Annotated in this window: 21 protein-coding genes; 10 read left to right on the plus strand and 11 right to left on the minus strand. The window is 42.1% G+C overall.

The window, feature by feature from the left end; translation table 11 throughout:
- Positions 1-90 precede the first annotated feature (90 nt).
- The gene (locus D0T87_RS17630) at positions 91-975 is read left to right on the plus strand and encodes an NAD(P)-dependent oxidoreductase (RefSeq protein ID WP_163176449.1); all 885 of its coding nucleotides are present in this window, start codon (positions 91-93) and stop codon (positions 973-975) included.
- On the opposite strand, the gene D0T87_RS17635 is transcribed toward D0T87_RS17630, so the two are convergent.
- On the minus strand, positions 958-1746 hold the full coding sequence (locus D0T87_RS17635) for an aspartate dehydrogenase domain-containing protein (RefSeq protein ID WP_163176451.1): 789 nt from the start codon (positions 1744-1746) through the stop codon (positions 958-960). The genes D0T87_RS17630 and D0T87_RS17635 overlap by 18 nt on opposite strands.
- Before the next feature lie 126 nt (positions 1747-1872).
- On the minus strand, positions 1873-2367 hold the full coding sequence (locus tag D0T87_RS17640) for an HU family DNA-binding protein (RefSeq protein WP_163176453.1): 495 nt from the start codon (positions 2365-2367) through the stop codon (positions 1873-1875).
- Positions 2368-2830: 463 nt separating this feature from the next.
- Between D0T87_RS17640 and D0T87_RS17645 the strand changes: the two genes are divergently transcribed.
- Complete coding sequence (locus D0T87_RS17645; RefSeq protein ID WP_163176455.1) at positions 2831-4183, plus strand: serine hydrolase; 1353 nt, start codon at positions 2831-2833, stop codon at positions 4181-4183.
- Positions 4184-4205: 22 nt separating this feature from the next.
- Here D0T87_RS17645 and D0T87_RS17650 read toward each other — a convergent pair whose 3' ends face one another.
- From D0T87_RS17650 to dnaK, 3 genes are all read right to left on the minus strand, one after another.
- Complete coding sequence (locus D0T87_RS17650) at positions 4206-10196, minus strand: carboxypeptidase-like regulatory domain-containing protein (protein WP_163176457.1); 5991 nt, start codon at positions 10194-10196, stop codon at positions 4206-4208.
- Positions 10197-10293: 97 nt separating this feature from the next.
- Positions 10294-10872, minus strand: a complete 579-nt coding sequence (locus tag D0T87_RS17655; protein WP_163176460.1) for a hypothetical protein — start codon at positions 10870-10872, stop codon at positions 10294-10296.
- 127 nt (positions 10873-10999) lie between these two features.
- The gene (gene dnaK / locus D0T87_RS17660; RefSeq protein WP_163176468.1) at positions 11000-12919 is read right to left on the minus strand and encodes a molecular chaperone DnaK; all 1920 of its coding nucleotides are present in this window, start codon (positions 12917-12919) and stop codon (positions 11000-11002) included.
- A gap of 327 nt (positions 12920-13246) precedes the next feature.
- Between dnaK and D0T87_RS17665 the strand changes: the two genes are divergently transcribed.
- Positions 13247-13672: an HIT family protein gene (locus D0T87_RS17665; RefSeq protein WP_163176470.1), complete on the plus strand. Its 426-nt coding sequence runs from the start codon at positions 13247-13249 to the stop codon at positions 13670-13672.
- A gap of 130 nt (positions 13673-13802) precedes the next feature.
- On the opposite strand, the gene D0T87_RS17670 is transcribed toward D0T87_RS17665, so the two are convergent.
- Positions 13803-14771, minus strand: coding sequence for a helix-turn-helix domain-containing protein (locus tag D0T87_RS17670; protein ID WP_163176472.1), 969 nt, complete (start codon positions 14769-14771; stop codon positions 13803-13805).
- Positions 14772-15016: 245 nt separating this feature from the next.
- On the opposite strand from D0T87_RS17670, the gene D0T87_RS17675 reads away from it, so the two are divergent.
- The gene (locus tag D0T87_RS17675) at positions 15017-16141 is read left to right on the plus strand and encodes a hypothetical protein (RefSeq protein WP_163176474.1); all 1125 of its coding nucleotides are present in this window, start codon (positions 15017-15019) and stop codon (positions 16139-16141) included.
- 20 nt (positions 16142-16161) lie between these two features.
- On the plus strand, positions 16162-18999 hold the full coding sequence (locus tag D0T87_RS17680; protein ID WP_163176477.1) for a hypothetical protein: 2838 nt from the start codon (positions 16162-16164) through the stop codon (positions 18997-18999).
- Here the strand turns inward: D0T87_RS17680 and D0T87_RS17685 are convergent, their stop codons facing one another.
- From D0T87_RS17685 to D0T87_RS17705, 5 genes are all read right to left on the minus strand, one after another.
- Positions 19000-20580 carry a M64 family metallopeptidase gene (locus D0T87_RS17685; RefSeq protein ID WP_163176479.1) on the minus strand — a complete coding sequence of 527 codons (1581 nt, stop codon included), beginning with the start codon at positions 20578-20580 and terminating at the stop codon, positions 19000-19002.
- Between the two features lie 63 nt (positions 20581-20643).
- On the minus strand, positions 20644-21102 hold the full coding sequence (locus tag D0T87_RS17690) for an RNA-binding S4 domain-containing protein (RefSeq protein WP_163176481.1): 459 nt from the start codon (positions 21100-21102) through the stop codon (positions 20644-20646).
- Positions 21103-21124: 22 nt separating this feature from the next.
- On the minus strand, positions 21125-21688 hold the full coding sequence (gene pth, locus D0T87_RS17695) for an aminoacyl-tRNA hydrolase (protein WP_163176483.1): 564 nt from the start codon (positions 21686-21688) through the stop codon (positions 21125-21127).
- Positions 21689-21724: 36 nt separating this feature from the next.
- On the minus strand, positions 21725-22312 hold the full coding sequence (locus D0T87_RS17700) for a 50S ribosomal protein L25/general stress protein Ctc (protein ID WP_163176485.1): 588 nt from the start codon (positions 22310-22312) through the stop codon (positions 21725-21727).
- A 134-nt stretch (positions 22313-22446) separates the two neighbouring features.
- Positions 22447-22857: a DUF3276 family protein gene (locus D0T87_RS17705; RefSeq protein WP_163176487.1), complete on the minus strand. Its 411-nt coding sequence runs from the start codon at positions 22855-22857 to the stop codon at positions 22447-22449.
- Positions 22858-23026: 169 nt separating this feature from the next.
- On the opposite strand from D0T87_RS17705, the gene nusB reads away from it, so the two are divergent.
- From nusB to D0T87_RS17730, 5 genes are all read left to right on the plus strand, one after another.
- On the plus strand, positions 23027-23953 hold the full coding sequence (gene nusB / locus D0T87_RS17710; protein ID WP_163176489.1) for a transcription antitermination factor NusB: 927 nt from the start codon (positions 23027-23029) through the stop codon (positions 23951-23953).
- A gap of 67 nt (positions 23954-24020) precedes the next feature.
- Positions 24021-24350 (plus strand): preprotein translocase subunit YajC, encoded by a 330-nt coding sequence (gene yajC, locus D0T87_RS17715; protein ID WP_163176492.1) that lies wholly within the window; start codon positions 24021-24023, stop codon positions 24348-24350.
- Positions 24351-24371: 21 nt separating this feature from the next.
- On the plus strand, positions 24372-25391 hold the full coding sequence (locus tag D0T87_RS17720; protein ID WP_163176494.1) for a CdaR family protein: 1020 nt from the start codon (positions 24372-24374) through the stop codon (positions 25389-25391).
- Positions 25381-25983 (plus strand): dephospho-CoA kinase, encoded by a 603-nt coding sequence (gene coaE / locus D0T87_RS17725; RefSeq protein WP_163176496.1) that lies wholly within the window; start codon positions 25381-25383, stop codon positions 25981-25983. Before D0T87_RS17720 ends, coaE begins: the two co-directional genes overlap by 11 nt.
- A 139-nt stretch (positions 25984-26122) precedes the next feature.
- Positions 26123-26587, plus strand: a complete 465-nt coding sequence (locus D0T87_RS17730) for a DUF5606 domain-containing protein (RefSeq protein WP_163176498.1) — start codon at positions 26123-26125, stop codon at positions 26585-26587.
- The last annotated feature ends 22 nt before the right edge of the window (positions 26588-26609 follow it).

Here is a 26609-nt window from a genome sequence, read left to right on the forward strand (position 1 = left end):
TCAAGGTTACACAACAATTCGCTGTACAATGAATAAATCAATCCCATTTCCGGTATTTTTGCTAACTTTGCTACTTAAAATCTGATTATCATGTTTAAGAAACTTGTAGCCATAGAGCCCGTAAGCCTAATTCCATCGGCAGAGAAAGCGTTACGTACTTTCGCAGATGAAGTTATTATGTATCCCGATATCCCTGCGGATGACGACGAAGTAGCCGTCCGCATCGGAGATGCCGATGCCGTTCTCCTGAGTTATACATCACGCATCACCCGGACAGCATTAGAAAAATGTCCGAATGTGAAGTACATCGGTATGTGTTGCTCGCTCTACTCTCCCGAAAGTGCTAACGTAGATATACTTTACGCCAACAGCCGGGGAATTACCGTAACCGGCATCCGCGATTATGGTGATGAGGGCGTAGTAGAATATGTAGTCAGCGAACTGGTACGCTGCTTACATGGATTCGACCAGGAGCCATGGGATGGCATGGCGCGCGAGATAACCGGTTTGAAAGTGGGCATTATAGGACTTGGAAAATCCGGTGGAATGATAGCCGACGCAATGAAGTTCTTTGGCGCCGAAATCACGTATTACTCCCGCAGTGAGAAGGAAGAAGCCAAAGCTAAAGGATATCGTTTTCTTCCATTAGGTGAACTTCTTGCTCAAAGTGATGTGGTGTGCTGCTGTCTTAATAAAAACACTGTCCTATTGCATGAGGCGGAGTTTAAGCAGCTGGGCAATAAAAAAATATTGTTCAATACCGGTTTGTCACCAGCCTGGGACGAAGTGCCATTTATTGAATGGTTGAAAGGTGATAACCTTTGTTTTTGTGACACATCAGGAGCGTTGGGTAATGCAGAATTACTGGCAAATCCACATGTACGCTGCATGCAGGTATCGACCGGCCGCACCCGTCAGGCGTTTGACCGCCTGAGCGAGAAAGTACTGGCCAATTTATCAGAATACAATGGGTGAGGTGATATTGACCAGGGTGTTCACTGCCGACCACCCTGCTATATCCGACGTAGCGCTATATACATCTATCACAGCATGTACCTGATCGTTTTTGATCTCAACTCTTTGAGTATCTCCAGTGAATCCGGGAGTAGATTGCATAGAAAACTGCATATTATCCGGTCCAACAGAAGCTAACGAAGCGGCAACCGCCACATTGACCCGGGTTGGAAACAACTGAATAGCTTCTGTTGCATTTCCCGAAAACACAACACGTTGTTCGGTCTGCAAAGCATCATCATAAACGGCTGTTCCCCTTAAAGCATTCGGGCCTTTTTCATTGAAGAATCTGGCCGAAGCATTTCCCATTAAATAGGCAGTTCGCAAAACATCAAAACCACCGGTGGCACCGGATACAGGATACACACGTGTCCCATTTGCTTTAGCAGTCTCTATCACCTGCTGATAAAAAGCTGCATCGGCCAAAGCCCCGATAGATAAGGTTACTATCGAAGTTCCATTTTTCAATGCAGGCACGGCCAGCTCTCTCATAGCGGCAGGCGATGCCGACTCTACCAGATAATCCGGTTTCAACACCAGCAATTCATCCAGTGTAATACACGCCACACATGATAGTCCATGCTGCTGCATCTTAGTTACAATACGTTCGGCTTTTGAAGCTGTGCGCGAATAAACTCCAACGAGTTCATACTCAGATAATATTCCCTTAATAAGTGCGTCTGCCACTATATCGGCAAGTCGTCCGCATCCCACAATTACTAACTTTTTCATGTGCGCAAAGGTAGCCTTTAAATAGGCTAATTCCAAACCCGGCACCAGGATGTTCGTTATAATTAAGCCCCCTTTTCCGGAGGAAAAAGGGGGCTTATCAAATTTAAACATCGATTCTGAACCTATTTAAAAGCCAGGATCAATAACCACATCATCATCATCGTCATTGCCCGAATCGTCCGGAAGGGAGGTGTTGCCGAACATGTTTTTCACATACGTATCGAAGTCGATAAAACTAATTTTATCTTCGGCACGCGTGGCGTTTACGTCCGGGCGGATACTTTTGGCGGCACGGAAGTTAATCCGTATGGATTTAATTTTCTTCGCCGTACACTCTGCTTTGGTATCTGCCCCCTCGGTTTTGGCCGACATGCTGAAAATGCCAAAGTTTCGGATATTGACCGAATGACCGGCATAGAGATTTGTCCGCACCACGTCCAGAAAATTGGTTATTACACTCTGAATGTCACCTTTTGAAAGGGCACTCAATTCTTTCACTTGATAGGCGATGAGCTCCTCATCGACACTTTTTCCCATAGTAAGCAACTGTGGATAGTATTTTTTCGGTTGCTGTGGATTGCGAGGGTTTTCCCTCAAGGCTTTTTTGTAAACTATTGCCATAATAAAAAACGTATTAAGTGATTAAATAAAAAAACATCTATAGCAAGGATGAATCTCCGGTTTCAACTTGCTTCTACAAAGGTACGAAGGCGAAAATTGGGCGGGTGCTTTTAAAGGACTTTAGGGGACTTTAGAGGACTTTAGGGGGGGGGTATGGTCGTTTATGACCGGATGCCTCAGAGGATATCAATCGTTTAACCGGAACTTCCTACCGGCCTCATCTAAAGATAGTGCCTGCTTCATCAGATGATACCGGCAGCTTCATCAGAAGATAAACTGATAACTCCTGATGAAGCCGGCGGGAAGTTCTGATGCAATGGGCAGGAAGTTCTGATCAAATTTCTTTGAAGTGCATAAATAATAATGTATTTAAGCTTTATTGGTGTATAATAACATGCGAATCAAGTAATAAAATAGCAGTAAATTTACTATTTTTGACCATCATACAGTTTTCAATAGAACCATGAAGAAACGCATACTTTATATACTTATTCCGGTTTGTCTTATTCTTATCGCCGGATTCGTCGTACTTTCCGTATTGTCGCCAATCATTACAGGATATGCTGCCAAGAATCTGGCCTCCGGTGTTTTTGTTGCCCAACGAACACAGGAAAGTCTGGAAAAGGACGACCTGAGCTTTTTTCCTATCAACCTGAACTCCAACAAAGTGGATTGGGAAAAGCGGGAAGTAACCAGCAGCTTTCTGTTTTGGGAGTCGAAAGCCAGTTATATTGAAGGATTTGGTTGTGTACTCGTACGGGATTATTCAGAAGAGGATATCCGCTCAAGACCCTATACACAGGTTCCTTTACCACAGGTAAACCCGGATACCATCTCCTGGCCGATGGGCGACCAACTCGTAGATACCATTCCTCAAACCCTGGATATCCAAAAACTGAATGCATTTCTGGATAAGGTATTCGCTGATACACTGCCAATGAAAGGCACCTTTGCCGTTGCCATTGCCCATAAAAACCAATTAGTGGCAGAGCGATACAGGGCAGACTTATCTTCGGAAAACCTATTCCTGAGCTGGTCTATGGCCAAAAGTATAACCAATACGTTGGTGGGAATGCTCGTTGCACAAGGTAAAGTGGACGTTCATGCACCAGCTCCGGTAGACTGCTGGAAATCTGGCGAACGTTCACATATCACCTGGGCTAATCTCTTACAGATGAATAGCGGCCTGAAATGGAATGAAAATTATGGAAGCCATTCCGATGTTAATCAGATGCTTTTTAAAAACGGCGATATGGCATCGTTTGCTATGGATAAACAGGTAGAAACTGTGCCCGATTCTATCTGGTATTATTCTTCGGGTTCTACAAATATTGTTTGCCGGTTAATTCGGGATGTGATAAACAACGACGCAAATTACTACGCCTTTCCACGGGAAGCATTATTTAACCGGATTGGCATGCGGAGTGCTGTCTTTGAAGTCGATGCATCGGGTACATTTATCGGTTCTTCCTATCTGTATGCCTCCATGCGCGATTATGTGCGTTACGGCCTTCTCTATTTAAACAAGGGGAACTGGCAGGGCGAACAAATCCTACCGGAAAGCTGGATAGACTTTACTACAACTACTTCAGCTGGTTCAAATGGACGCTATGGCGCTTTCTTCTGGTTAAACAAGGATAAGAATTACGCGGATGTCCCCGAAGACTTATTTAGCTGTCGGGGACATGACGGACAATATATCTTTATTATACCTTCAAAAGACCTGGTTGTTGTACGCACCGGATTCTCACAGAAGGGAGTGTTCGATCCTAATTTATTCCTGAAAGGAATCCTGGAAGCGATTGACATGGATTAAGATATCGACCAAATGCGTTAGATTATTCAATTCTTATCGTTTTTAAATCCTCATTCCCATAGAAAGTCGGGAAATACATCAATTCCGCTTTGGCCGGATTCAAGGAATATTGTCCGGTGTACCGGGGAATGAGATCAATGGTGAAAAGATGCTCGCCTTTCGTCAACTTATGACTAAAGATTACGACCTTTTCTTTAAAATGCTCCCGATGAATCTCTTTCCAGTAGTTACCACGGTTTTTAGAATCGTACGAACAGCCTGCAGGAATAGGAACCTCAATCTGCACATATTCTGCATCGGCCTCTACGGTAACAGAAACGCTTAACCGCGCCACCTCACCGGCAGTTAAATAAGATACCGTATCCTTATTTACTGTAAATTCCGTTTTTACGGTAAAACCCCTCCCCGACTCCCGTACCGGGCTGTTATTCCAACCCTGTTGATAAACAGTGGTAAATAAAGGGGCTGTTCCGAGTTTCCTGATCTGTACAGGAGCCTGTGGTTCCATTTGGGTAGTATAAGGAAACTGAGTGACTCTACTGCCATTCAGACTGGCACTTGCTTCAATGAAGGCCTCATCTTTGCCCAACATATCCGGCATGATCGTCTCAATAATACGGGATGATTCATACGTATTTTGCCATGATCCACCCTTCCTACACTCAAAGAAGTAGTTTCTTATCTTTGTCAGTTCATCTTCATACCCACCTATTTCTTTTAATATATGGTAAGCCATAAGTGTGTTATCTATATTATTTCCATAAGGCAGCATAAAGTGCCTGTAGAGCGGAGAACCGGTTTCTTTTTCGCCCCAATAAATAGACCCTAGCATCGTTTTACTTGCATAATGCATCAAAGAATCAACATTTACTTCATTTTTAAGACCAATCACCGCCAGGGCATGCATGGTTTTGAATTTATCGGTAAGTGTATGATTCTTCAGTTGAGCATCTATTGACCGGAAGCATGCTTCATAATCCATCGGAGCATTTAGACGTTTCAGGTTGATCAGACGTTCCAGCAACTCTTTTTTAGCATAAGGAATACGGCCCGGCACTGCGAGTTTCAAATTGTGGATTGCGCTCTCCAACTCTTGTTCTAACGAATAGGATAAAGTTGAGATATTCAAGTTTGTTTTGTATCCGGCTTCTTCGGCATCGAGTAAGGCGCTAACTACATGACGGGAAATCCAGTGCTCAGTCCTACCTACATTCCACCATCCCCAGAAACCATCTGTATTCCTATTTTTAGTTAGTTGGTTTATCAAACTTTTTATTTTATCATCTTCTTTAAACTCCCGGTTAAACAGCGTGGCAATACGTTTCTTAGAAAGTAAAACTTTTATCTTCGATGCCATCTGTTCATTGCACATATAAGGATAGAGGTCCACCTTTTCTATTTCGCGAAGGAACAAATCAAGGCTGGAGGCTTCTATATGGACAGTAACAGGTCCCAACTCCGGATTTACAGGGAATAAATGCGTGGCAGAATCATTTATCACTTTAAACTCGCCATAGGTTTGGAGCATACCCTGTTCTAAAATAGGTAACGACCGTTGCTCACCATCAAAATAACCATTCTCCATCCGCAAAGAATAGGCTATAGTCAAGCTGTCACCTTCATTTGCCTGCACCGGTATATTATCAACATGCGATGTAAGAATCCGCAGTTTATCATCCTGTTGTTTATCTGCCTCTATTGTGCGGGTAACAGAGATGCTATCGCCATAATGATTGGCAATCCGCCCTACCGCATTAAGACTATCTCCCCAAATGGCAAACTGTGGAGTGGAGAGCCGGACTGTAAGTGCTTTGAAAGAACGAATTGTCATCTGCTTTTTATCTGTTTGCTTTTTATTTCCAACAGCAATAAAATGAGCGTTCCAGCTCGTAATATCGTCAGGATAGGTTACCTGGAATCTGGCTTCTCCATTTTCATTTGTACGGAGCTGCGGTTGCCAGAATGCATCGTCATGGAAGTTACGGCGCATGTAATTAGACGACTCCATCAAGGGAATTTCCTCTCCTTTTTCTTCATTTTTAGATGCATGCAAAGCACTCGTTTCAATCATAACAACCCCATTGGCTGCACGCGAGCCATATATAGCTGTAGCAGAAGCATCTTTCAATATATTCATGGATACAATCTGACTAGGGTCAATACTATTTATGTTTCCATCATAAGGCAGACCATTGACTAAAATAAGCGGAGGAGTATCATTGCCGGAAGCATAGCCGCGAATCATAATTCCCGGAACCTTTCCGGCTAAGGAAGACTCCACATTAATAGCAGAAACGCTTCCTGTGAGGTGTGTTCTTTTTTGGACTCCATAGCCTATAGTAACTACTTCTTGCAACATCTGAGAGTCTTCATTCAATGTTATATTATACTTATGTCCCGGCCTGTATCTCAGTGTGCTGGGTTGATAGCCAATATAAGAGATGGTCAGGTTACTGCAACCGGAAGCGGAAGATAATTCAAAATTACCATCCAGATCCGTAATTGTTCCGTTGGTAGTGCCTTCAATCATGACGGTTGCGCCAATAACAGGAAAGCCTTCGCTATCGCGTACTGTGCCCCTCACAATGTTGCCGGGAAAGCCGTCGATCACTTCTTCCCGCCTGAGAACGGTATTCACTATGCTATCTTTTACAGGTGTACTCTGGTAAGGATTATGCGATTGTTCTCTTCTTACATTTCGCTTAAAAATCCGGAATGCGGCTTGAGCTATCTCACTACCGTTGTCATAGGAAACTGAGTCAAATCTCAGGTAATTTTGTCCGTTAGGCTGCAAGCTGATTGTTTTACTACACGATATGGAGTCATTTATGATCAATGATATCCGCATGTTACCAGCCGGAAGTTGTGTAAAATGCCGCGTTCCACCGTAATGAAGCTGATACTTAGCTATCTCTTCTCCATTCTCGGGCGTGATAAAAATCAATGCAGGGGTTATGCTTTCGCTGCTTTCATGTTTTCCAACGTGTATATTAAGGCGGCAGGTTTGTTTCCAATAACTATCGGGTAAACGCTTCGCCTCGGCAATACCTGTTGAAGTTGACAGCACTTTCAACAACTGCTGATTGAAATGTCTGCGAATGAAATCTGGCGTTAGTGGTTGCTGGCGGAAATTAACATCGGGTGTATACTGATTTATAGTATGGATATTCCATTCTTTCCAGCTTTTTATTTTCTGATATCCGGGATACACGGTGTATCTGTTTCCTCCTTCCACTCCTATATGGGTTACCAGTTTTCCATTGGCATACACAGATGCCATATCTGATATGCCATGCATATAATTACGTGATGGGAAAGGTCCGGTTAATACAGCATAATTCACAGGTCCTTTTATTCTGTAATCATATCTTCTTCTTGGCTCCGGATTAAGATAATAGAGCATGTGTCCCGAACTTATATAAGCGGGCACATCCATAGGGTTATTCAGGTTGGGAAGCCGTATCCATCCAAAGTTATTGTCAATTGTTATTAATTGATCGGTAAGCGTACGTATTTCTTCTTCAGTCAATTTCCCGATCTCTTTTTTATCTAACTTTTTAGATGAAATGGCCAACAGGTTAATATAATTGTCATCCTCAGTGATGGAGGCGTAAGGTTTAGCGGCATTGAATGAAAGTATATTCTTAGTTCCGGCTTTCAACGTTAGGTTATGTACTGTTATGTCGCGATCGTATGTACGGAAACGCAGTGTATGCCGGCCAGGTTCAACCGGGAATATATAATTGTTGAATTGTTCTGCCAGATCAGAATAATATAATCTTCCGTCGATCCAAAGCATATTTACTCCTTGTAATGCCCCATCAATCACAATATAGGGAGAGATAAAAGTGTGAAGCCCATCTGATGGCTCCGTGTGCATATAATAGCTTTCAGGATACAGGAATTTGTAATATTCTATGGTATCGAGAGACATTGTTTGTTTCCACCTGTCCCATGTCATCTTTTCTTTTTGGTTGATTCCGTTTTCATCTGGTTCATAAGGTGTTATATTAAACGGACGGGCATAATTAGCTTTACCCTTAACGGCAATGTCGGGCATACGGTAATCCTTAAATTTAGAGGTAAAGGAGTAGGCTGTTATGTCAACATTATCCACAGGCTTTCCCTTTCTGTCCGTTACAGAAACAACCACATCCGTTTTTTGTCCGGGATATACGACTGATGGTGTGGAAACTTCCATAGAGATGTTTTTTTGTACAAAGGGCAACTGCTCATGTAAGCGTTTAATTTCTTCACCAAACAGATAAGATAGCTGCATGGCATATCCGGCGCCTTCTTTATCTTTCATGGAGAAATTCAGGTTCGTTGTATATCCCCGAGCTACTTCTTTCTTGTTTTTACGAATGGTGTACCAGAATGGGATATTGGCAGGATTATCTACTATAAGATGAATAGAATCATTTGCCCGGTAAAAGCTATATCCAAGTTGTTCACCTCTTTCTTCCAGGAAATAAAAATCGGTGGTGTGTTTCGTTTTTACGGTTACGTCTGCTACCATCCACGGCACAGGGAGTGTGTGAGGCAGTATAATGGAATCGGTAGATAATACTTCTCCATTCTCTCCACATAGTTCGAGGTAAGCGCTTGCCGATTGGGGTTTACCTTTATATAGCTCCTTTATCGTTAATATTCCTTTGTTCAGGGAGAAATCAATGGCGTAATCTTCTGCTTTTCTGTATAGTCGTTTCTGTTCTGTTCTCTTTTCATTATCCACACTAAGGTATTCGGAAATAACCAAGTAATGAAGGGATACATCTGGTGGAAAAACAGAATCGGGTAATATCAATTCTTGTTGAGCCTTTTCGCCCATATCAACGGTGTGTGTCCATAGGGTATCGGGTACAAAAACGGTGGACAGGTTCTTCATCTGTTCCATTTGCAGGGATTGCGATAAGACTTTCACATTAATCTTGCCACCGTACACAGCCATATCATTTTCATCCGTAACTTTAAACTTTATTTTTACGGAATCTTTATTCAGATATTCATCCTTATCGGTTTTCATGGAGAAATGAATACTTTTCAATTCATAATCTTCATATCTAAACTGCCCTCTTATGGAGTTATAATACTTATTCGGAGTTTTCAGTTCAACATTATAGTGGGTGTCTAGTTTGAGTTCAAGACTGTCTGTTAGTTTAAACTGATATTCATACATTCCGGGGCGATAGGGCTTCAGGTTTGCCAACACGGTATCTATGCCAAATGAATAATGACCTCCTGATAGCTTTATATCTACTGGTTTGTTATATGGTTTACCATCCGCTTCAGAAACATAGGCCTTTAGCTTAACAGTCTCCCCGGGTTTGTATTTGGGCTTACTAAAAACAACAAATCCTGTATATTTATATTTTATAGGATGATACTCTTTGTTAAAGAGATTCCTTGTCCCTTCTTTCATAGAATACCACCATCTTTTTATCTTTCCCCATGTAGCGGGGAACATATTCTTTTTTGAGGTATAATAGTTATAATCTTGCTTATTTATTTCGATATAGTGATATACTCCGCGGTTATTAACCTCCAGAACAGCCTCATCTTTGATGGACTTGATATTATAGGTTTGGGTTACCTTATTATACTTCAGTGTTTTAGAGCCCGATTTCACAATGGCATCCTCAACAAACCGACCTAATGAGTCATACAAACACAACATCATTTCTTCGGAAGGAACAACTTTAAAATATAAGTCGTCTATTGTATAATCTATAAAATCGAGTTGGTTACCGATAGCTTTTACTATGACATAGTTCCCGGTTGGCAATTCTGGTATTTTCTCTTTTCCCGGCATGAATTCTGCCAGACATTGGCCTAACATGTCTTCGTTCATCGGTTTATCTTTCAGATGAATCTCTCTGAGATTATCTCTACTTATGGTATAAACATAAGACTTGGACGATTCTTGCTTACTTTCCGATAAACGATTCTGAGCCTGTGACCATCCCGAAAGGAAAAACAGGATAATGGACATGGATACTAATAACCTTTTCATATGGCTGAGATTTAATTATGAAATTGTTCTTTAAAAGTTAGACAATTCCAAATTCTTATACCCCTAAAGATAAGAAGAAAAATGTAGGAATATAATCTCACAAATATTCATCATTCTCTCCAAGTGGGAAGATCTGCCAGTCGAACTCATTAAATATAGCCTCTTCAAACTTATCGTTTTCGGAGTGAAAGTAGTGGCAATGTCTATCCGGGAAATAAAAATCTTCTTCCCTGAATCCTTTCGCTGTTAATATGCGAGTGTAGTTTTCCTGGTTTCCATAAGCATAGATAACATTATGATGGTCGTAAACCAGAAGTCCCGAATCATCTATTGTGCCGACCCAAATATGATGTCTACCATCGGTCTCAAAGAATTCGGAATATTTATTTAAGAAGCAACTAAGGGATTCTAGTGTATCGAAAAGTGGAGACTCATACCTTGCACATTCGTTATCCAAATGGGAAACAATGAGTACATATAAAACGTAATATGGTGGATGAAGGGTTTTAGCAAACTCTAGAAGTAAATCTGTCTGATTTTCATCTACCCCAACAACAAGTCTATCCGATTGAGTTGTTTCTTCAATCTGGTATATATGACCATAATTGTATTCTATGGAATCTCCATCTTCTGATAAGATATCAAATTTGGGTAGTCTGGTAACTTCTTTGGTCATTATTTAATAATTTGCTTGTTATTTGGCGCAAAACAGAATTATAATATCTCAAAGATAACACAAAAGCCGCAGTAAATCAATCAATTTACTGCGGCTTCTTTATTTTTATTTATCGTTTCGGATACTTTTACTTCACTTCTTCAAAATCTGCATCCTGAATATTATCTCCATCATTAGATGACGATGAACCTCCTCCGGCTTGTCCAGCATTTGGATCAGTACTTGGTCCCCCTGCTCCCGGCTGTGCTCCGGCTTGCGCATACATATCAGCACTTGCAGACTGGAATGCAGTATTCAGTTCGGCCATTGCAGAATCGATAGTTGGCAGATCTTGTGCTTTATGAGCATCTTTCAGCTTGGTTAAAGCAGCTTCAATCGGAGCTTTCTTGTCAGCAGGGAGTTTATCACCTAGTTCTTCCAATTGTTTTTCGGTTTGGAAGATCATGCTGTCAGCTTGGTTAAGCTTGTCAATCTTTTCACGTTCTTTCTTATCTGCTTCGGCGTTAGCATCTGCTTCGGCTTTCATCTTTTCGATTTCTTCCTTGCTCAGTCCACTGGATGCTTCGATGCGGATCACTTGCTCTTTACCGGTGGCTTTATCTTTGGCAGATACTTTCAGGATACCATTAGCGTCAATATCGAAAGCAACTTCAATTTGAGGAACGCCACGACGTGCAGGAGCAATACCTGTCAGGTTGAACTGACCGATTGATTTGTTCTGTGAGGCCATCGGACGTTCTCCCTGAAGTACATGGATGGTTACTTCGGTTTGATTGTCGGCAGCAGTCGAGAATGTTTCTGTTTTACGGGCCGGAATGGTTGTGTTGGCATCGATCATCTTGGTCATTACACCGCCTAAGGTTTCGATACCCATTGACAATGGAGTAACGTCAAGCAATACTACGCCTTTGATTTCGTCTGTTAATACAGCACCTTGTACGGCAGCACCTACGGCTACTACTTCGTCGGGGTTTACGCCTTTTGAAGGAGCTTTACCGAAGAAATCTTCTACCAGTTTCTGTACGGCAGGGATACGTGAAGAGCCACCTACAAGGATGACTTCGTCGATATCCGAGTTGCCAAGACCTGCATCGCTCATTGCTTTCTTACATGGTTCCAAACAAGCCTGGATCAGGCCGTGAGCCAATGATTCGAATTTAGCACGGGTCAGTGTTTTAACTAAGTGCTTAGGCACACCGTCTACCGGCATGATATATGGCAGATTGATTTCTGTACTTGTGGTAGAAGAGAGTTCAATCTTTGCTTTTTCGGCAGCTTCTTTCAGACGTTGCAGCGCCATCGGATCTTTAGTAAGGTCGGCACCTTCGTCATTTTTAAATTCTTCGGCCAGCCAGTTGATGATTACCTGGTCAAAGTCGTCACCACCCAGGTGAGTATCACCGTTCGTTGAAAGAACTTCGAATACACCGCCACCAAACTCAAGGATAGAGATATCGAATGTACCACCACCGAGGTCGAATACAGCGATCTTCATGTCTTTGTGTGCTTTGTCAATACCGTATGCCAAAGCAGCGGCAGTAGGTTCGTTTACGATACGTTTTACTTCCAGACCGGCAATTTGTCCGGCTTCTTTCGTGGCCTGACGTTGAGAGTCGGAGAAATATGCAGGAACGGTGATAACGGCTTCTGTTACTTCCTGACCCAGATAATCTTCAGCGGTTTTCTTCATCTTCTGAAGGATCATGGCCGAGATTTCCTGTGGAGTATACAGACGTCCGTCAATATCTACACGAGGCATATTGTTTTCGTTTACTACTTTATAAGGAACGCGGTTCACTTCTTTTTGCACCTGATCCCAGTTTTCGCCCATGAAACGTTTGATAGAATACACGGTTCTTTTAGGGTTAGTGATAGCCTGACGTTTTGCAGGATCGCCTACTTTACGTTCGCCACCATCAACAAATGCTACAATAGAAGGAGTGGTGCGTTTTCCTTCACTATTTGAAATTACTACCGGCTCGTTACCTTCGAACACCGAAACGCATGAGTTTGTAGTTCCTAAGTCAATACCAATTATTTTTCCCATAACTAATTTATATTTTTATTTGTTTATATTTCTATGTTATATTTTTCTTGATGTTGCCCCGTGTTGTTGGAATAACATCTCAGTGCGAGAATAGTTCACAACATCCGGACGACAAATCTATCACAAATGGCATGCCAAATAGGTATGATAAAATATTAAGTTAATAGTGGCAGATTTTTTTAGCGGGTATCTGACAGAACTTTCTGAAAAGAATGACATAACGGCAGAAAAATAGCATTTAGCAAATGAAAAAGAACAAAAAATCAACATCAAATAACCGATAAAACCGCTACATTTGGGCTATCAACTAATTAAAACGATAATATCATGAAAAGTGATCCTAAAGAATGTTTGTATTGCCAAAACAACGAGACGCTACATAGTTTAATGATTGAGATAGCGCCACTCAGCGTTTCGCGCGTATTCCTTTTTAAAGAACAGACTTACCACGGCAGATGCCTGGTTGCATACAACGGACATGTAAACGACATGTTTGAATTGAGCGACGAAGAGCGCAACGCGTTTATGGCCGATGTAACCCGTGTCACCCGCGCAATGGACAAAGTATTCCATCCCGAGAAAATCAATTACGGTGCTTATTCCGATAAATTATCTCACTTACACTTCCATCTGGCACCCAAATACGTGGATGGTCCCGACTATGGAGCAACCTTTCAGATGAATCCGGGAAAAGTATACCTGACGGATGCCGAATATCAGGAAATGATCAGAAAAATCAAAGAGGCATTATAACAGCCATTGCAGTTTATAAATGAGAAAGTTTCTCGCTCGCTTTGAGAAACTTTCTCATTCGGCGTGAGAAAGTTTCTCATGGTTGCTGTGCTATATAGCAGAAACCCGACGAGAAAGTATCTCATTACCACTAAAGAGAATTCAGCAACTCGTATTGCTGATTGAAAAACCTTCTACGTTCCCTTTCGGCACTTTTGGAGATTAATACCGAAGCATTTTTAAGCCGGTTTATGCTTTGCGAGAATTCTTTGCAAACGTTTGGTTTTGAGGTAATTATCGGCCTTATGCCATGGACCTCAATGGAGTAATTCCAATGTTCTCCATAGCGCAAATACACTTGCGAGGTATCTATATTTATGGGAGAGATGTAGATCTCGAATCTTTCGACAATGTCCCGACATCGTCCTTCAATAGCCGCTTTCTCACACACATCCAACAGTTCGATTATATCTTGTTTGATCAACAACACATTCTCTTCCGTCAGCAAATCCATACTCTTATAATACCGGATATCATTTACCAGCTTCTGAAAAATCAGGCTATCCCATATAAAGAAAGCGTATTTAATGTTTTTCCATCTCGACAGGTGCACTTCAAACAAATCGGCCAGTTTGGGCGATATCTGCACTGCATCGAAGGAGCTATATGTATTGACATTGCTGTAATAACGCCCCCACTTAAAATGCATAAACCTCCACAGGTGTTTGTGATGCATATAAAAATGCCTGGTCAGTGACCCTAAAGATCCCCCAAGTTCGGTACATTGCGAGTTCGGGAACTCATTAATCAGAGGAATATTCCGCTCTATTGCATCCGGGTCCAAACCATCCTTATCGGCAATCAACAGCAAATCCATCTTCCACGCCTCGTAGCCACCCTCCGGGTATGCCGACAACAGTTCGTCTAATGAAAGATGATAGTGCCGGGCCAGTTTCCCGATCTCATCCACGCTGAATTTCACAGCCCCCCGGAGTCTCCGGTAGACTGAATTTTCATCCATATTAAGTATATCAGAGATTTCATGAACAAGAGCAGGTCGTGTTGTGCGCATTTTCTCCAACTGAAACAAGAACTCGGAACTCAAACATTTATTCTTCATAATTTCACCAGGTTAGGTTGCTTAAATACACTACAAAGTTAATAAAAAAATGTCTTGTGGCATAATCTGATCAATTTACGACAGGCTTATAGTCATTTTCTGACTAAATCGTAAAACGCCAGAAACGCATAATCAATTATTGCCAATAACATGCAATCCGTTTGTCACTCTATGGCTTGACTCACCACGGTCGATTCAATAACTTTGCAAGTTCAAAACTATACTTAATTTAAAAAGGAGAATCAATGAAAGTTTACCCTATCCTTGCTACAGCACTTGTAGCTATATTAATGTTTGTGTCATGCAGTAAACATGATTATGCGCCTGTTCATAACACGAATGAAAGCAAATCATTCTTCATTCAGATCGGGAAGCACAATGTGACGAGCCGTGCCGAAGGCGCTGATATGTCCGACAAGACCGTCACTTTTTCGGACGGTTATCTCATCTTTACTTCGGGCGACGAGATCGGCCAGGTAATTAAAATTGTAAGCACCACAGCCGGAGACGGTGAGGTTACGGTATCCGACCTGAAAACCGGAGCCATAATCGAAGGCATCCCGGCCAGTACAAAAAATGTATATCTTTACGGAAACCTTGGCTCCTCTATTTCGGGTATCGCTTCCGTAGCGCGAAAAGGCGGTAGCCTGGCCAGTATAGAAGCACTTACATGGACCTTGAGCGACATTCAGAACGCCGCCAACGATGTGGCTAAAGTTCCCGTTTACGGAAAAGGTGACGTAGTTCCCGGTGTATCCAACCCCGATAGGCTCGAATCTAAATTTGACGTAGCCCCTATCGGATGCCGTTTGCAGATTGGTGAAATCAGTTGTTCGGACAGTCGCGTCAGCAAACTCACATTAGCCGGTATCTACATCAACAGTTTCTATCACAGTATGGATGCAGGTTTTACATTAACTCCCGGCGATTTGGTCGATAAGGGTATTAACAAGTCTAAATATCCGGCCGGTGGGTATACAGACTACCCCACCATGAGCGACATCCTTACCCCTGTAGACCTCAAAGCCGGGGCGGCCACTCCCGCAACAACCGATAACTATTGGGCTTACAACTTCCTACCCACCTCAATGCCGCATATCGTATTACATTTCACTAGCCTGGAAGTCGGTGGGCAGGAATCGCCTACAGATAAGTATGCTACTGTGGCCCAATACAGTACCTCATCGTCTGGTGGCGCGGGCAACCAGTTCAGTACTGCCAAGTCTGGAAATGTATATACCCTAAACATCGACATCTCAGATTACGAAAAGCAGGTTACCGATCTTCCCGAATCGGGCAGTACGGTTATGGGATACGTCGAAATCAAGATCATCGACTGGAAAGCAAATACCCTTTATCCGGAGTGGTAATATTTACGATATAATATAGAATGATTGTCAGATTCATTATACCCAAAACCCTGTTTCTACTTACAGTAGTCATAGGGCTATGGTCATGCACAAACGAGGTTTTATCGGAAGCCGGTGGCGAACCGGCCAACGGTAATGCGCTTGTCAGACTGGATGTACGGATTTCCGGAAACACCGTTCCAGCATCACGCGCCTTGCACGCTCAGCATGAAAACGAAGTATCAGGAATCGTTGTGTTTGCATTCGATAAAGGATCTGACAATCAATGGAATACCCACCTCAGACACGTAGGCAAATCAGTTGCACCCCCTCAGGGAACGGGTACCACCAAGCAGTTTACCGTCGAACTGCATTCAGGAGAATGGGACCTATGGGTATTGGCCAACTCCGAAGACATCATTCATACAATGGAAGACGCTCTTGGCATGGACATTTACTCTAAAGGCTTCCTGGATCTTGGCTTCAACAAATCAGCTTTGCAAACTGCACTAATCCACATTTCAAGCGGCAAGTGGAATGTTAATCCCAATGATGCAAACTCGGCATATCGTATACCGATGTGGGGCATGTTAAATGCCGCTCGAATAGAAACATCATCGACCAGTATCGTTAAAACCGTAAACCTATACCGGATGCTGGCCAAGATCGACGTTGAAGTACAACGCACCGAAGACCCCGAACACCCAACCATCTATCCAGGCATTCCGATGGAGGAATTTGAACTTACCTACGTCAGCCTGCACAATTACAACAGGACGGGCCGGCTGATACCGGGTGTTACCGCTACTGATGGTAACTGGGCAGACGCCAACGGTGGGGCCGCATTTCGGGCTAGCCTTCCCGCAAATCCTAACGGAGTTTATGGCTGGCAACCCAACGAACGCCTCGAATGGAGCAGTGCAGATGATTTTACCATTCCCAGCACAGCACTTAATGGCGTAATCTACACCGTCGAAGCCAGTAGCGGCACAGATAGCAACAACCGTCCATGCATCATCATCGGAGGAAAATATAATGCAAGCAGCGAAATCACTTATTACCGGGCAGATTTCCTCGACACAAACAGAGAACCCCTCGATCTGTTGCGCAACCACAGATATAAACTCCTCATCCGTAAAATCAGCGGTAAAGGTTCTTCGTCAGTAAAAGATGCCTACCAGACAGGGCCTACCAACCTGGAAGCCGAGGTGATTGAATGGAACGAAGGTGGATATCTGGAAGGAGTATGGAATGGCACACACGAGATCCGTTTTTCGGGTATAAAAGCACATTTCACACAGTTCGGCACCCCCAGCCAGCACGAAATCAAGATAAGAACCAACGTACCTACACTTACATTCGAGAATTTCACAGACTTTGCACCGGGTCAGGGTGATGGCATCTGGCAAACGCTGGCAGAGAATCATTGGTCGAACCGTCATTTCAGCCTGAAAGCAGAAAAGGTTGCTACGGTAGACAAGTACTCCGATTATATACTCACCATCACCGCAGCTCCAGTCATAACCGACGATCCCGCCCGCCAAAGCACCTTTACCGTCAAAGGTTATATGCTTGAGGTAGAGATGACTATCTCTCAGGATAAATATTCCAAATACCAGTTGCAGACATTTCCCAATCCAACCCTCCCGATATCAATAGACGGCACACGCCAACTCGTAAAAATTGAGGTAGCGAGCACACAACCGTATATGGTCGACTTTATGAACGCCCCAATGTTTCTGAATGTGTACGAAGATGCCGCTGGAACAAGGCCTGTCGCCGACTGCACCAACATCCCCGCAAGCGTCACCGAAATTTATATAGAAGTAGGCGCTTATCTTGAATTCCAAACCCGCCTGGGCGACTTCCTCATCCGGCACGTATCAACCGAAAGTACATCCGCAGTCCGCATGTACCGAATACTACAAACCTCACCTCTCATCATGGCTGCACTCGAAGATGGCGGATACAGTGGAAACATATCTAAGCAAGGCGGCTCGGTGCTCCTCTTTGTTTACTCCAACTTGGTAGCATGGCGTCCGGAACTTACCATCGACGGCATGCTTTACGAGGGCGATCTGTCCAATTACTTCAGTATAGTAAATGGATTCCAGAGCCAATACGTAGTATTCACAGCTCCCGGAATGCTGCAATCGGAGACGAATAGTAAAGTCTATTCCATTCAGTTCAAGGGTGTTGAAGCTGAGGTTGAAACCACCCCCGCTATCATCATTACCCAGAAATCAATAAGCGGAACACCACCGGTAACCGGCGTTAAGGGTCCTGAGAACATTCTCGTTGTCAACGCCGAAGGAGAGCTCAATCTCGATGGCGATGGATACATTGTTTATTTCAAATGGGGTTCGCTCGTTGGTATTCAGGGAAGTCCGGAACCATTCAACTCATCGCATATAGCTTGGGCTCCTGCCGAGTACAACATCAGTGCGATTGGCGACGATTGGAACAAAGTCCAATACGCTACCACCACCCAACTTCCGCCAACCATTCCGTCTACCGGGTTCGGCGATCCTTGTACGCTTGCATCGAAAAACGGAGTTAAGGGTGGATGGATGATGCCAACAGCTGTGCCATGGTTTGATCCGTTGAACACGAATACCAGCGGTTGGGTGACACGTCAAATACAAGGCACCAGTGTAATGGGTAGATTGAACCAAAACGGAACGATGTTCTATCCCGCAGCTGGGAAACGCCTTTCCGAAGGAGTTTCCGAGAAAGACACGCACGGATACTACTGGATCAATGCATCCACCGGTCTTACCGTAGCTAATGCCATGTCCTTCAGCAGTTCAGGTTCGGATACCGGGCTAAACCGTGGGCGTGCCATCGGCTTCCCAATACGTTGCGTACAGAAAAAATGATTAATGCTTCCTCATCAAAACCGGAGGCGCAAGAGGTGCCCTGTCAGCTACACTCCTACTGAGCGTGGCAGGGTAGTCTGTTTTATCTTTTGCGTAAAACTCGTCACGATTAAACCCTTTGCCGTTAATCGTCATGATGCGTCTGACAATAGCTTCGCGCGAAGGCGCATTGAAATACAGTAGAGTTTCTTTATCCATACCACTCTTTTCTTCTGGCCGCCATATACCTCGTGCATAACTATCTGCACCTTCGTATAGCCCTACCTTCTCATAACCGTTTTGGGTAAAATAGTGCTTCCAATGAACCGCGTTTCTATCATCGGTTAATGACAAGTTAGCTCCAAACGCCCAGGGATCTCCCTGTCTATATTCTTCTAGCTTAGCAGCTTGGGGACTAGGATAACTAGCAGCGTAGTAGGTATATTCGTCATATAGTTTACCAAAAGCATGCCCGCCGGCTTCATGGAAAACAATGCCGGAAAAAGAGTCTCCAACAGGACACATGGCAATGGATTCACCTGTATTCCACATATAAGCAGTTCCGGCACGAACATCCAGGTTGATAATCACAATAATAGTTGTATTGGGCAGGTCTTTTTCCGTAATGCCGGGAATCTTCCTGGTATAATCAAATACTGTTTCATAATCACAATTAATACCCGTGCTCTCCCCTCCTTCTAAAATAGAGTTAAAGACTGTATTTTTAACTTGCCTTCTGACAGATTCATTGACAAAGTTCTTTTCCACAGTAGCTCCTCTTTCTTCAGAATAAGCAACAACCTTATATATACTAAAATAATCTTTATAGGTCGGATAAGGCTCTACACTAAAAAAAGCATCAACGGCTTTATCCACTTCCTTGTCGAAGGCTCCGCCGGGCATATAATCTTCGTCAATAAAGCCATCACCCAGAATAACCAGATTCACAGGAACTGTCACATCTGTTGCAGAGAATCTCTGATATTCCATAACTTCTCCGTCAAGATATACCTTATCACTTTGCTGGCTGACTACCAGTTCGGTTTTCAGGTTAGAGATATTAAATACGATGGCTTTCTTGCTTCTTAATACGTCTTCCGTGTAGGGAGCGGGAGTAAAGGTAACCACCCCATTATCTACTCCGGTAGTCTTATCCGGCACACACCATTCCGCTCCTTCGGGAATAGTTATCTCCCATTGGCCATTTGCGGTAACCGTCAATTGTTGAGGAGTACCTTTAACATCAAACACCATTTCACCAACACTTAAAGAAAGGCCGATGGGTTTTTGCGTAATGGTCATTGTTCTTATCATCTCTGTTCCGGAAGAAAGATGCAATTCGGTAGTCCGATCTTCACCCGTGTCATTTCCACCAGCTTTAATGGTTATAACAGCATCCCCTTTACCATAGGTCTGGCTTATACTCACCCATGGATCATCAACTTCCAGCACCCAGTTTAAATCGGAAGAGATCGTGAACTCGGCTTCACCTCCGCCCAATGGAAACTCAACGCTTTCTACAGATAGTGATAAGCTATATTCTTTTTCGCAAGAGAAAAGAACAAATCCTAAAACGAGAATCAGAACAATCTTAGATTTCATAATAAGGTATTTAGAGAGGATAAAGATAAGAACATGCTAATTAAATTGAAAACAAAACGCAATCTATTCTGCGTCGAAATCAAAATCAAAGTCAAAATCATCCATAAACTCAGGACCTACAAAATCATCCAGATCCCGGCGATCTTTCTTTGTAGGACGTCCCATACCACGGGCACGATCAACAAAACCACTAATTTTATTCAGTTCCAGCAGTTCGTATTGATCGGGAGTAGTCACGTTTTCCATGACTTCCGACACCAACTTAGCCCCCACCCTTTTCTCTATCGCTTGCAACACCTTAAACGAATAAGTAATAGGTGGTTTCTTCACTTGAATCACCTCTCCAACTTTTATCATACGTGAAGCTTTTACCTGAGATCCGTTAATCATTACACGCCCTTTCTTACATGCCTCGGCAGCGATTGTACGCGTTTTAAAAATACGTGCAGCCCACAACCACTTATCGCAGCGAGCACAGCGGCAGCCAGGGGCTGCTCCCAAGTCTCCTTTTGTCTCTCCCATAAACCTTACTACTAACTACTAGCTACTTTTTATTAAATTGATTCATTGTAATATCAATCCCCGCCAGACAGAAACTTTTTATAATTTCTCCTGCGGTTTTCAGGCGTTCATCTATGGTTTCCCAATCCTTTTCATCAAAAGGACTAAGGACATAATCAACCTGCCCACCACGTGGGAAGTTGTTGCCGATACCAAATTTCAGACGGGCATAATTCTCCGTCCCCAGTGTTAAAGCGATATGTCTTAAACCGTTATGCCCGGCATCACTACCTTTACCCTTCAAGCGAAGAGTTCCGAAAGGAAGAGCCAGGTCATCGACTATCACTAATACGTTTTCCAAAGGAATCTTCTCCTGTTGCATATAATAGCGAACAGCAAATCCACTCAGATTCATAAACGTAGAGGGTTTCAGCAAGAATAATTGCCGTCCTTTTAACGGAAGCCTGGTGATAGCACCGTATCGCTTATCGCTAAAAACAATATTGGACGCCTTTGCAAGGGCGTCCAATACCATAAATCCTATATTGTGACGGGTATTATGGTATTCATCACCAATATTGCCCAGTCCTACAATCAAGTATTTCATATTTCAGTAGTTAGTTACTAACTTCTAGCTACTAATTTATTTTCCTTTTGCAGCGAGACCTCTTGCAGCACGTGTCAACTTAACAGCACATACTACGTTATCTTTTGAATTCAATAACTCAAGGTTGTCATAAGAAAGTTCGCCTACCTGAATGGTTTTACCAAGTCCCAGATGCGAAACATTCACTACCAATTTTTCAGGAACTTTATCATAAAGGGCTTTCACTTTCAACTTACGCATCTGCAATGTCATCTTACCCCCTGCTTTAACCCCTTCTGCAAGTCCTTCCAGTTGTACAGGCACTTCCATTACGATAGGTTTACTGTCAATAACTTCAAGGAAATCTACGTGAAGAATGGTATCTTTAACCGGATGGAATTGGATATCTTTCAAAATAGCTTTTACTTTCTTTCCATCAACATCCAGATTTACCAAATAGATACTTGGAGTATATACCAGATTACGTAACATATCATTTGTTACAGTGAAGTGAAGATTTTCACCACCTCCGTAAAGTACACATGGCACACCATTGTTTTTACGAATTTCTTTCAATGCTTTGGCTTGTTCCGAAGAACGGGCTGCAATTTCTCTTGCAGTTCCTTTAATTTCAATTGATTTCATTTTTTAATTGTGTTACTCTAAATTAAGTTTAATTTTGCTTAATTCACCATCACACGATGCGGTCTTCTCCCACACGATGCTGCAAAAAGCGGTGCAAAAGTACACTTTCTTTTTGAATTATCAAAAAAAACAGCTTATTCAAAATCAATATCAATCTTGATCTCTCCATTCATAACTTCGGCTTTCATATCTTCGGCAAGTGCTATTTCGGAGATATCGGACCTGTTTCCTCTTTCAAAATACCCCAATCCCATGGGTTCTTTCTGGTTCTCATTAATAAAAGCAATGGTCTCCAATAGTCCGCCAACGAACTTTTCAAAGTCCTCCTTATATAAAAAGATTTTATGCTTCTCAAAATTAATCTGAGTTGTATCTCCTTCACCTGAAACCACCTTCTTGCTTTCCGTTATGGCTAGAAAAAGCTCGTCTTTTCGATTCTTCTTTACATCCAGATAGTAAATGCGTTTTCCGGCTTTAACGGACTTCGAAAATACAATTTCTTTATCATTTGCATCCATACCGTTCTTCTTCTTGAAATCTTCCATATTGTTCGGTCTGTTTTGTAATGGCCTCAAAATTGCTTATTTTTTTTAAACTGTCAAAAGAAAAAGAGAAGAGAATGAATTTAGTACATTAAAAAATGTGATTTATTTGCAAATAGTCAATTAAAATATCTACTTTTGCAAATTGACATAACAGTTTTTATTCAGAATTATGATTAACAGAGTTCTTATTCGTCTCAAGATTATACAGATTGTATATGCTTACTATCAGAATGGAAGTAAAAATTTAGACTCAGCGGAGAAAGAATTATTCTTCAGTCTTTCAAAAGCTTACGATTTATACAACTACCTCCTGATGTTGATAATTGCGTTGACGAACTATGCACAAAAGCGTATTGATGCGGCCAAAGCTAAACTATCTCCTTCCACAGAAGATTTGTATCCTAACATGAAGTTCGTGGAGAACAAATTCGCCGCACAACTATCTATCAATATACAGTTGAACGAGTTTATAACCAACCAGAAAAAAACGTGGGATAACAATCAAGACTTCATCAAAGAATTATACGATAAAATCATCACTTCCGATATATATAAGGAGTATATGACTTCTAGTGAAACTTCTTATGATACGGACAGAGAGTTGTGGAGAAAACTTTATAAGACATTTATCTTCAACAATGATTCGCTGGATCAATTACTTGAAGAACAAAGTCTATACTGGAATGATGACAAAGAAATCGTTGATACATTCGTACTGAAAACCATCAAGCGTTTTGATGAGAGCCAGGGAGCAAATCAGGACCTTTTGCCTGAATTTAAAGATGAAGAGGACAAAGAGTTTGCCCGCCGGTTATTCCGTCGTACTATTCTTAATGAAGAATATTATCGTCACCTCATCAGCGAGAACGTTAAGAACTGGAACATAGACCGTGTAGCATTTATGGATGTAATCATCATGCAATGTGCACTGGCCGAGGTTCTGAGTTTTCCTAACATTCCGGTTAGCGTATCGCTCAACGAATATGTTGAAATAGCCAAATTATACAGTACACCTAAAAGCGGTAGCTTCATCAATGGTACACTGGATGGAATAGTCAATCATCTGAAAAAAGATGGAAAGCTAACAAAGAACTAGCGGCAAGGTGCCGCTGCCAGATTTAAGCAGACTATAAACTAAAAATCAAAATTTAATTTTTTTAATTATGAACTTATTACTAATCACTTTCTTACAAGCAGAAGCACCGGTTGGCGGTGGTGGCAATATGATGTGGATCATGTTGATCGCAATGTTTGCTATCATGTATTTCTTTATGATCCGTCCGCAAAACAAAAAACAAAAAGAAATCGCTAATTTCCGCAAATCTCTTGAAGTAGGCCAGAAAGTAATTACTGCCGGTGGAATACATGGAAAGATCAAAGACATCAAAGATGACCATGTAGTTCTTGAGATTGCAGATAATGTGAAAATCAAAATAGATAAAAGTTCTATTTTTGCTTCTGCCGAAGGTGCTGCTACTAAAACTGAGAAGTAAGAATTCAGGCAATAAAGATCTATGGTTGATCGTAGGAAAATAGAAATATTTTATTCGCGATTATCTAAAAGAATTAAGAACTTTCTGCTCAGTAAGCAAAGCAGAGAGTTCTTTGTTTTTTTACTCTTCTTTTTCATCGCCGGTGCATTCTGGTTACTCCAGACGCTAAACGATGATTATGAAGCAGATCTTACTATGCCCGTACGCCTGAGGGGAGTACCGAACAATGTTGTCATGACATCCGAACCTCCATCCGAACTCAAAGTAAGAGTAAAAGATAAAGGAGTAGTATTACTGAACTATATGGTAGCCAGGAACTTCTATCCGGTTAATCTGGAGTTCAGTGATTATAAGGGCACAAACAACCATATTAAAATTTATGCCACTGAGTTTGAGAAGAAAATCCTCAGCCAGTTAAATGCTTCAACACGCTTATTATCAGTACGCCCGGACACACTGGATTATATCTATTCTACCGGAAAATCCAAATACGTTCCGGTTAAATTACAAGGAAAAGTATCTTCTGCCCGGCAATATTACATTCCGGATACAATCTATAATCCGGATTCTGTTTTAGTATATGCTCCTTCCGCTTTGTTGGACACTATCAGATATGCTTTTACAGAAAGAATTGCTTTAGAGGATATCTCCGATACAACGAAATATCAGGCAAATATCCGGGCTGTAAAAGGTGCGAAGTTCGTGCCGAACACTGTCGGAGTGACTTTCCCTGTGGATATATATATTGATAAGACAGTGGAAGTACCTTTAATAGGAGCCAATTTTCCGGGAGACAAAATTCTACGCACATTCCCTTCCAAAGTTAAAGTAACCTTTCAGGTTGGTAAAAGTAAGTTTAAAGACATTGAAGCTGAGAATTTTATCATTCGTATTCCTTATGAGGAATTGCTCCGCCTTAACGCCTCTGACAAGTATAAACTTACTTTAAGAACAATTCCTGATGGGGTGAGTCATGTTCGCATTTCGCCGGAAGAGATTGACTTTTTAATAGAACAAGTAAACACTACTAATGTCGATTAAACTAGGAATCACCGGAGGAATAGGAAGCGGCAAAAGTGTGGTTTCCCATTTATTGGAAATTATGGGTGTACCGGTTTATATTGCAGATACTGAATCCAAAAGACTAACCGCTACAGACCCACAGATTCGCTGTGAATTAACAGACTTATTAGGTGAAGAAGTATACCGGAATGGAAAGTTGAACAAACCTTTCCTGGCAAACTACTTATTCAGCGATCCGGAGCATGCACAAAAAGTAAACGGAATCATTCATCCGCGGGTAAAAGAAGATTTTCGTCAATGGATAGATGTGCATAAACAAGCACCGGTCATTGCCATGGAAGCAGCCATATTAATTGAAGCCGGTTTCGCCGATGATGTGGATTATATTGTCATGGTGTATGCGCCATGGGAACTTAGAATAGAACGCGCCATGAAACGTGACAACAGTTCCAGAGAGGCCATAGTTAAGCGTATTGAGAGCCAGATGAGTGATGAAAAAAAGAAGGCCCAAGCGCACCATATAATTATCAATGATGATATAGAATCGATTATCCCGCAAATAGAAGCTTTACTACAAGTTGTTGCTGCCAGGTTTAATAATCAGACTTAATTTCCAGATTTCGCTACAAGTTTCTATGGACAAATTTAATTTTTGTTTAAACCTGCATTTTTCCGCCATTTACGTTGCAGGTGTCAATGCCGAATGTTACTTTTGCGCACGAAATCATTAAAACAAAATTGAATATATTATGCTAAAGACCATCTTGTCCATCTCCGGAAAACCGGGATTGTATAAGCTTGTATCTCAAGGAAAGAACATGTTAATTGTTGAATCGCTATCAGCCGATAAGAAGCGTTTTCCTGCTTATAGTCATGAAAAGATTATCTCATTAGGAGATATCGCTATGTATACAGACGAAGAAGAGGTTCCTTTGAAGGATGTTCTGACTTCTATCAAAGAAAAAGAAAACGGTGCGGCCGCATCTCTGGATGTAAAAAAGGCATCGCAAGATGAACTTCGTAACTATCTGGGAGAGGTTCTGCCTAACTTCGACCGCGAAAGAGTATATGCTAATGATATCAAAAAACTGATTTCCTGGTATAACATTCTTATTGCCAACGGAATCACTGATTTCCAGGCTAAAGATGAAGAAGACGGCGAGGGCGGCGAGGCGGCGCAGTCAGGTTCCAATGCTGAAGCAGTAGCCGAATAAAAACACTAAAAAATAGAATGAG

Origin of the sequence: Bacteroides sp. 51, from assembly GCF_010500965.1 — a bacterium.
GTDB lineage: Bacteria > Bacteroidota > Bacteroidia > Bacteroidales > Bacteroidaceae > Bacteroides.

Bases quoted from the DNA above. Each gene is read 5' to 3' on its own strand.
- D0T87_RS17630 (WP_163176449.1), top strand. From the start codon at position 91: ATGTTTAAGAAACTTGTAGCCATAGAGCCCGTAAGCCTAATTCCATCG.
- D0T87_RS17635 (WP_163176451.1), bottom strand. From the start codon at position 1,746: ATGAAAAAGTTAGTAATTGTGGGATGCGGACGACTTGCCGATATAGTG.
- D0T87_RS17640 (WP_163176453.1), bottom strand. From the start codon at position 2,367: ATGGCAATAGTTTACAAAAAAGCCTTGAGGGAAAACCCTCGCAATCCA.
- D0T87_RS17645 (WP_163176455.1), top strand. From the start codon at position 2,831: ATGAAGAAACGCATACTTTATATACTTATTCCGGTTTGTCTTATTCTT.
- D0T87_RS17650 (WP_163176457.1), bottom strand. From the start codon at position 10,196: ATGAAAAGGTTATTAGTATCCATGTCCATTATCCTGTTTTTCCTTTCG.
- D0T87_RS17655 (WP_163176460.1), bottom strand. From the start codon at position 10,872: ATGACCAAAGAAGTTACCAGACTACCCAAATTTGATATCTTATCAGAA.
- dnaK (WP_163176468.1), bottom strand. From the start codon at position 12,919: ATGGGAAAAATAATTGGTATTGACTTAGGAACTACAAACTCATGCGTT.
- D0T87_RS17665 (WP_163176470.1), top strand. From the start codon at position 13,247: ATGAAAAGTGATCCTAAAGAATGTTTGTATTGCCAAAACAACGAGACG.
- D0T87_RS17670 (WP_163176472.1), bottom strand. From the start codon at position 14,771: ATGAAGAATAAATGTTTGAGTTCCGAGTTCTTGTTTCAGTTGGAGAAA.
- D0T87_RS17675 (WP_163176474.1), top strand. From the start codon at position 15,017: ATGAAAGTTTACCCTATCCTTGCTACAGCACTTGTAGCTATATTAATG.
- D0T87_RS17680 (WP_163176477.1), top strand. From the start codon at position 16,162: ATGATTGTCAGATTCATTATACCCAAAACCCTGTTTCTACTTACAGTA.
- D0T87_RS17685 (WP_163176479.1), bottom strand. From the start codon at position 20,580: ATGAAATCTAAGATTGTTCTGATTCTCGTTTTAGGATTTGTTCTTTTC.
- D0T87_RS17690 (WP_163176481.1), bottom strand. From the start codon at position 21,102: ATGGGAGAGACAAAAGGAGACTTGGGAGCAGCCCCTGGCTGCCGCTGT.
- pth (WP_163176483.1), bottom strand. From the start codon at position 21,688: ATGAAATACTTGATTGTAGGACTGGGCAATATTGGTGATGAATACCAT.
- D0T87_RS17700 (WP_163176485.1), bottom strand. From the start codon at position 22,312: ATGAAATCAATTGAAATTAAAGGAACTGCAAGAGAAATTGCAGCCCGT.
- D0T87_RS17705 (WP_163176487.1), bottom strand. From the start codon at position 22,857: ATGGAAGATTTCAAGAAGAAGAACGGTATGGATGCAAATGATAAAGAA.
- nusB (WP_163176489.1), top strand. From the start codon at position 23,027: ATGATTAACAGAGTTCTTATTCGTCTCAAGATTATACAGATTGTATAT.
- yajC (WP_163176492.1), top strand. From the start codon at position 24,021: ATGAACTTATTACTAATCACTTTCTTACAAGCAGAAGCACCGGTTGGC.
- D0T87_RS17720 (WP_163176494.1), top strand. From the start codon at position 24,372: ATGGTTGATCGTAGGAAAATAGAAATATTTTATTCGCGATTATCTAAA.
- coaE (WP_163176496.1), top strand. From the start codon at position 25,381: ATGTCGATTAAACTAGGAATCACCGGAGGAATAGGAAGCGGCAAAAGT.
- D0T87_RS17730 (WP_163176498.1), top strand. From the start codon at position 26,123: ATGCTAAAGACCATCTTGTCCATCTCCGGAAAACCGGGATTGTATAAG.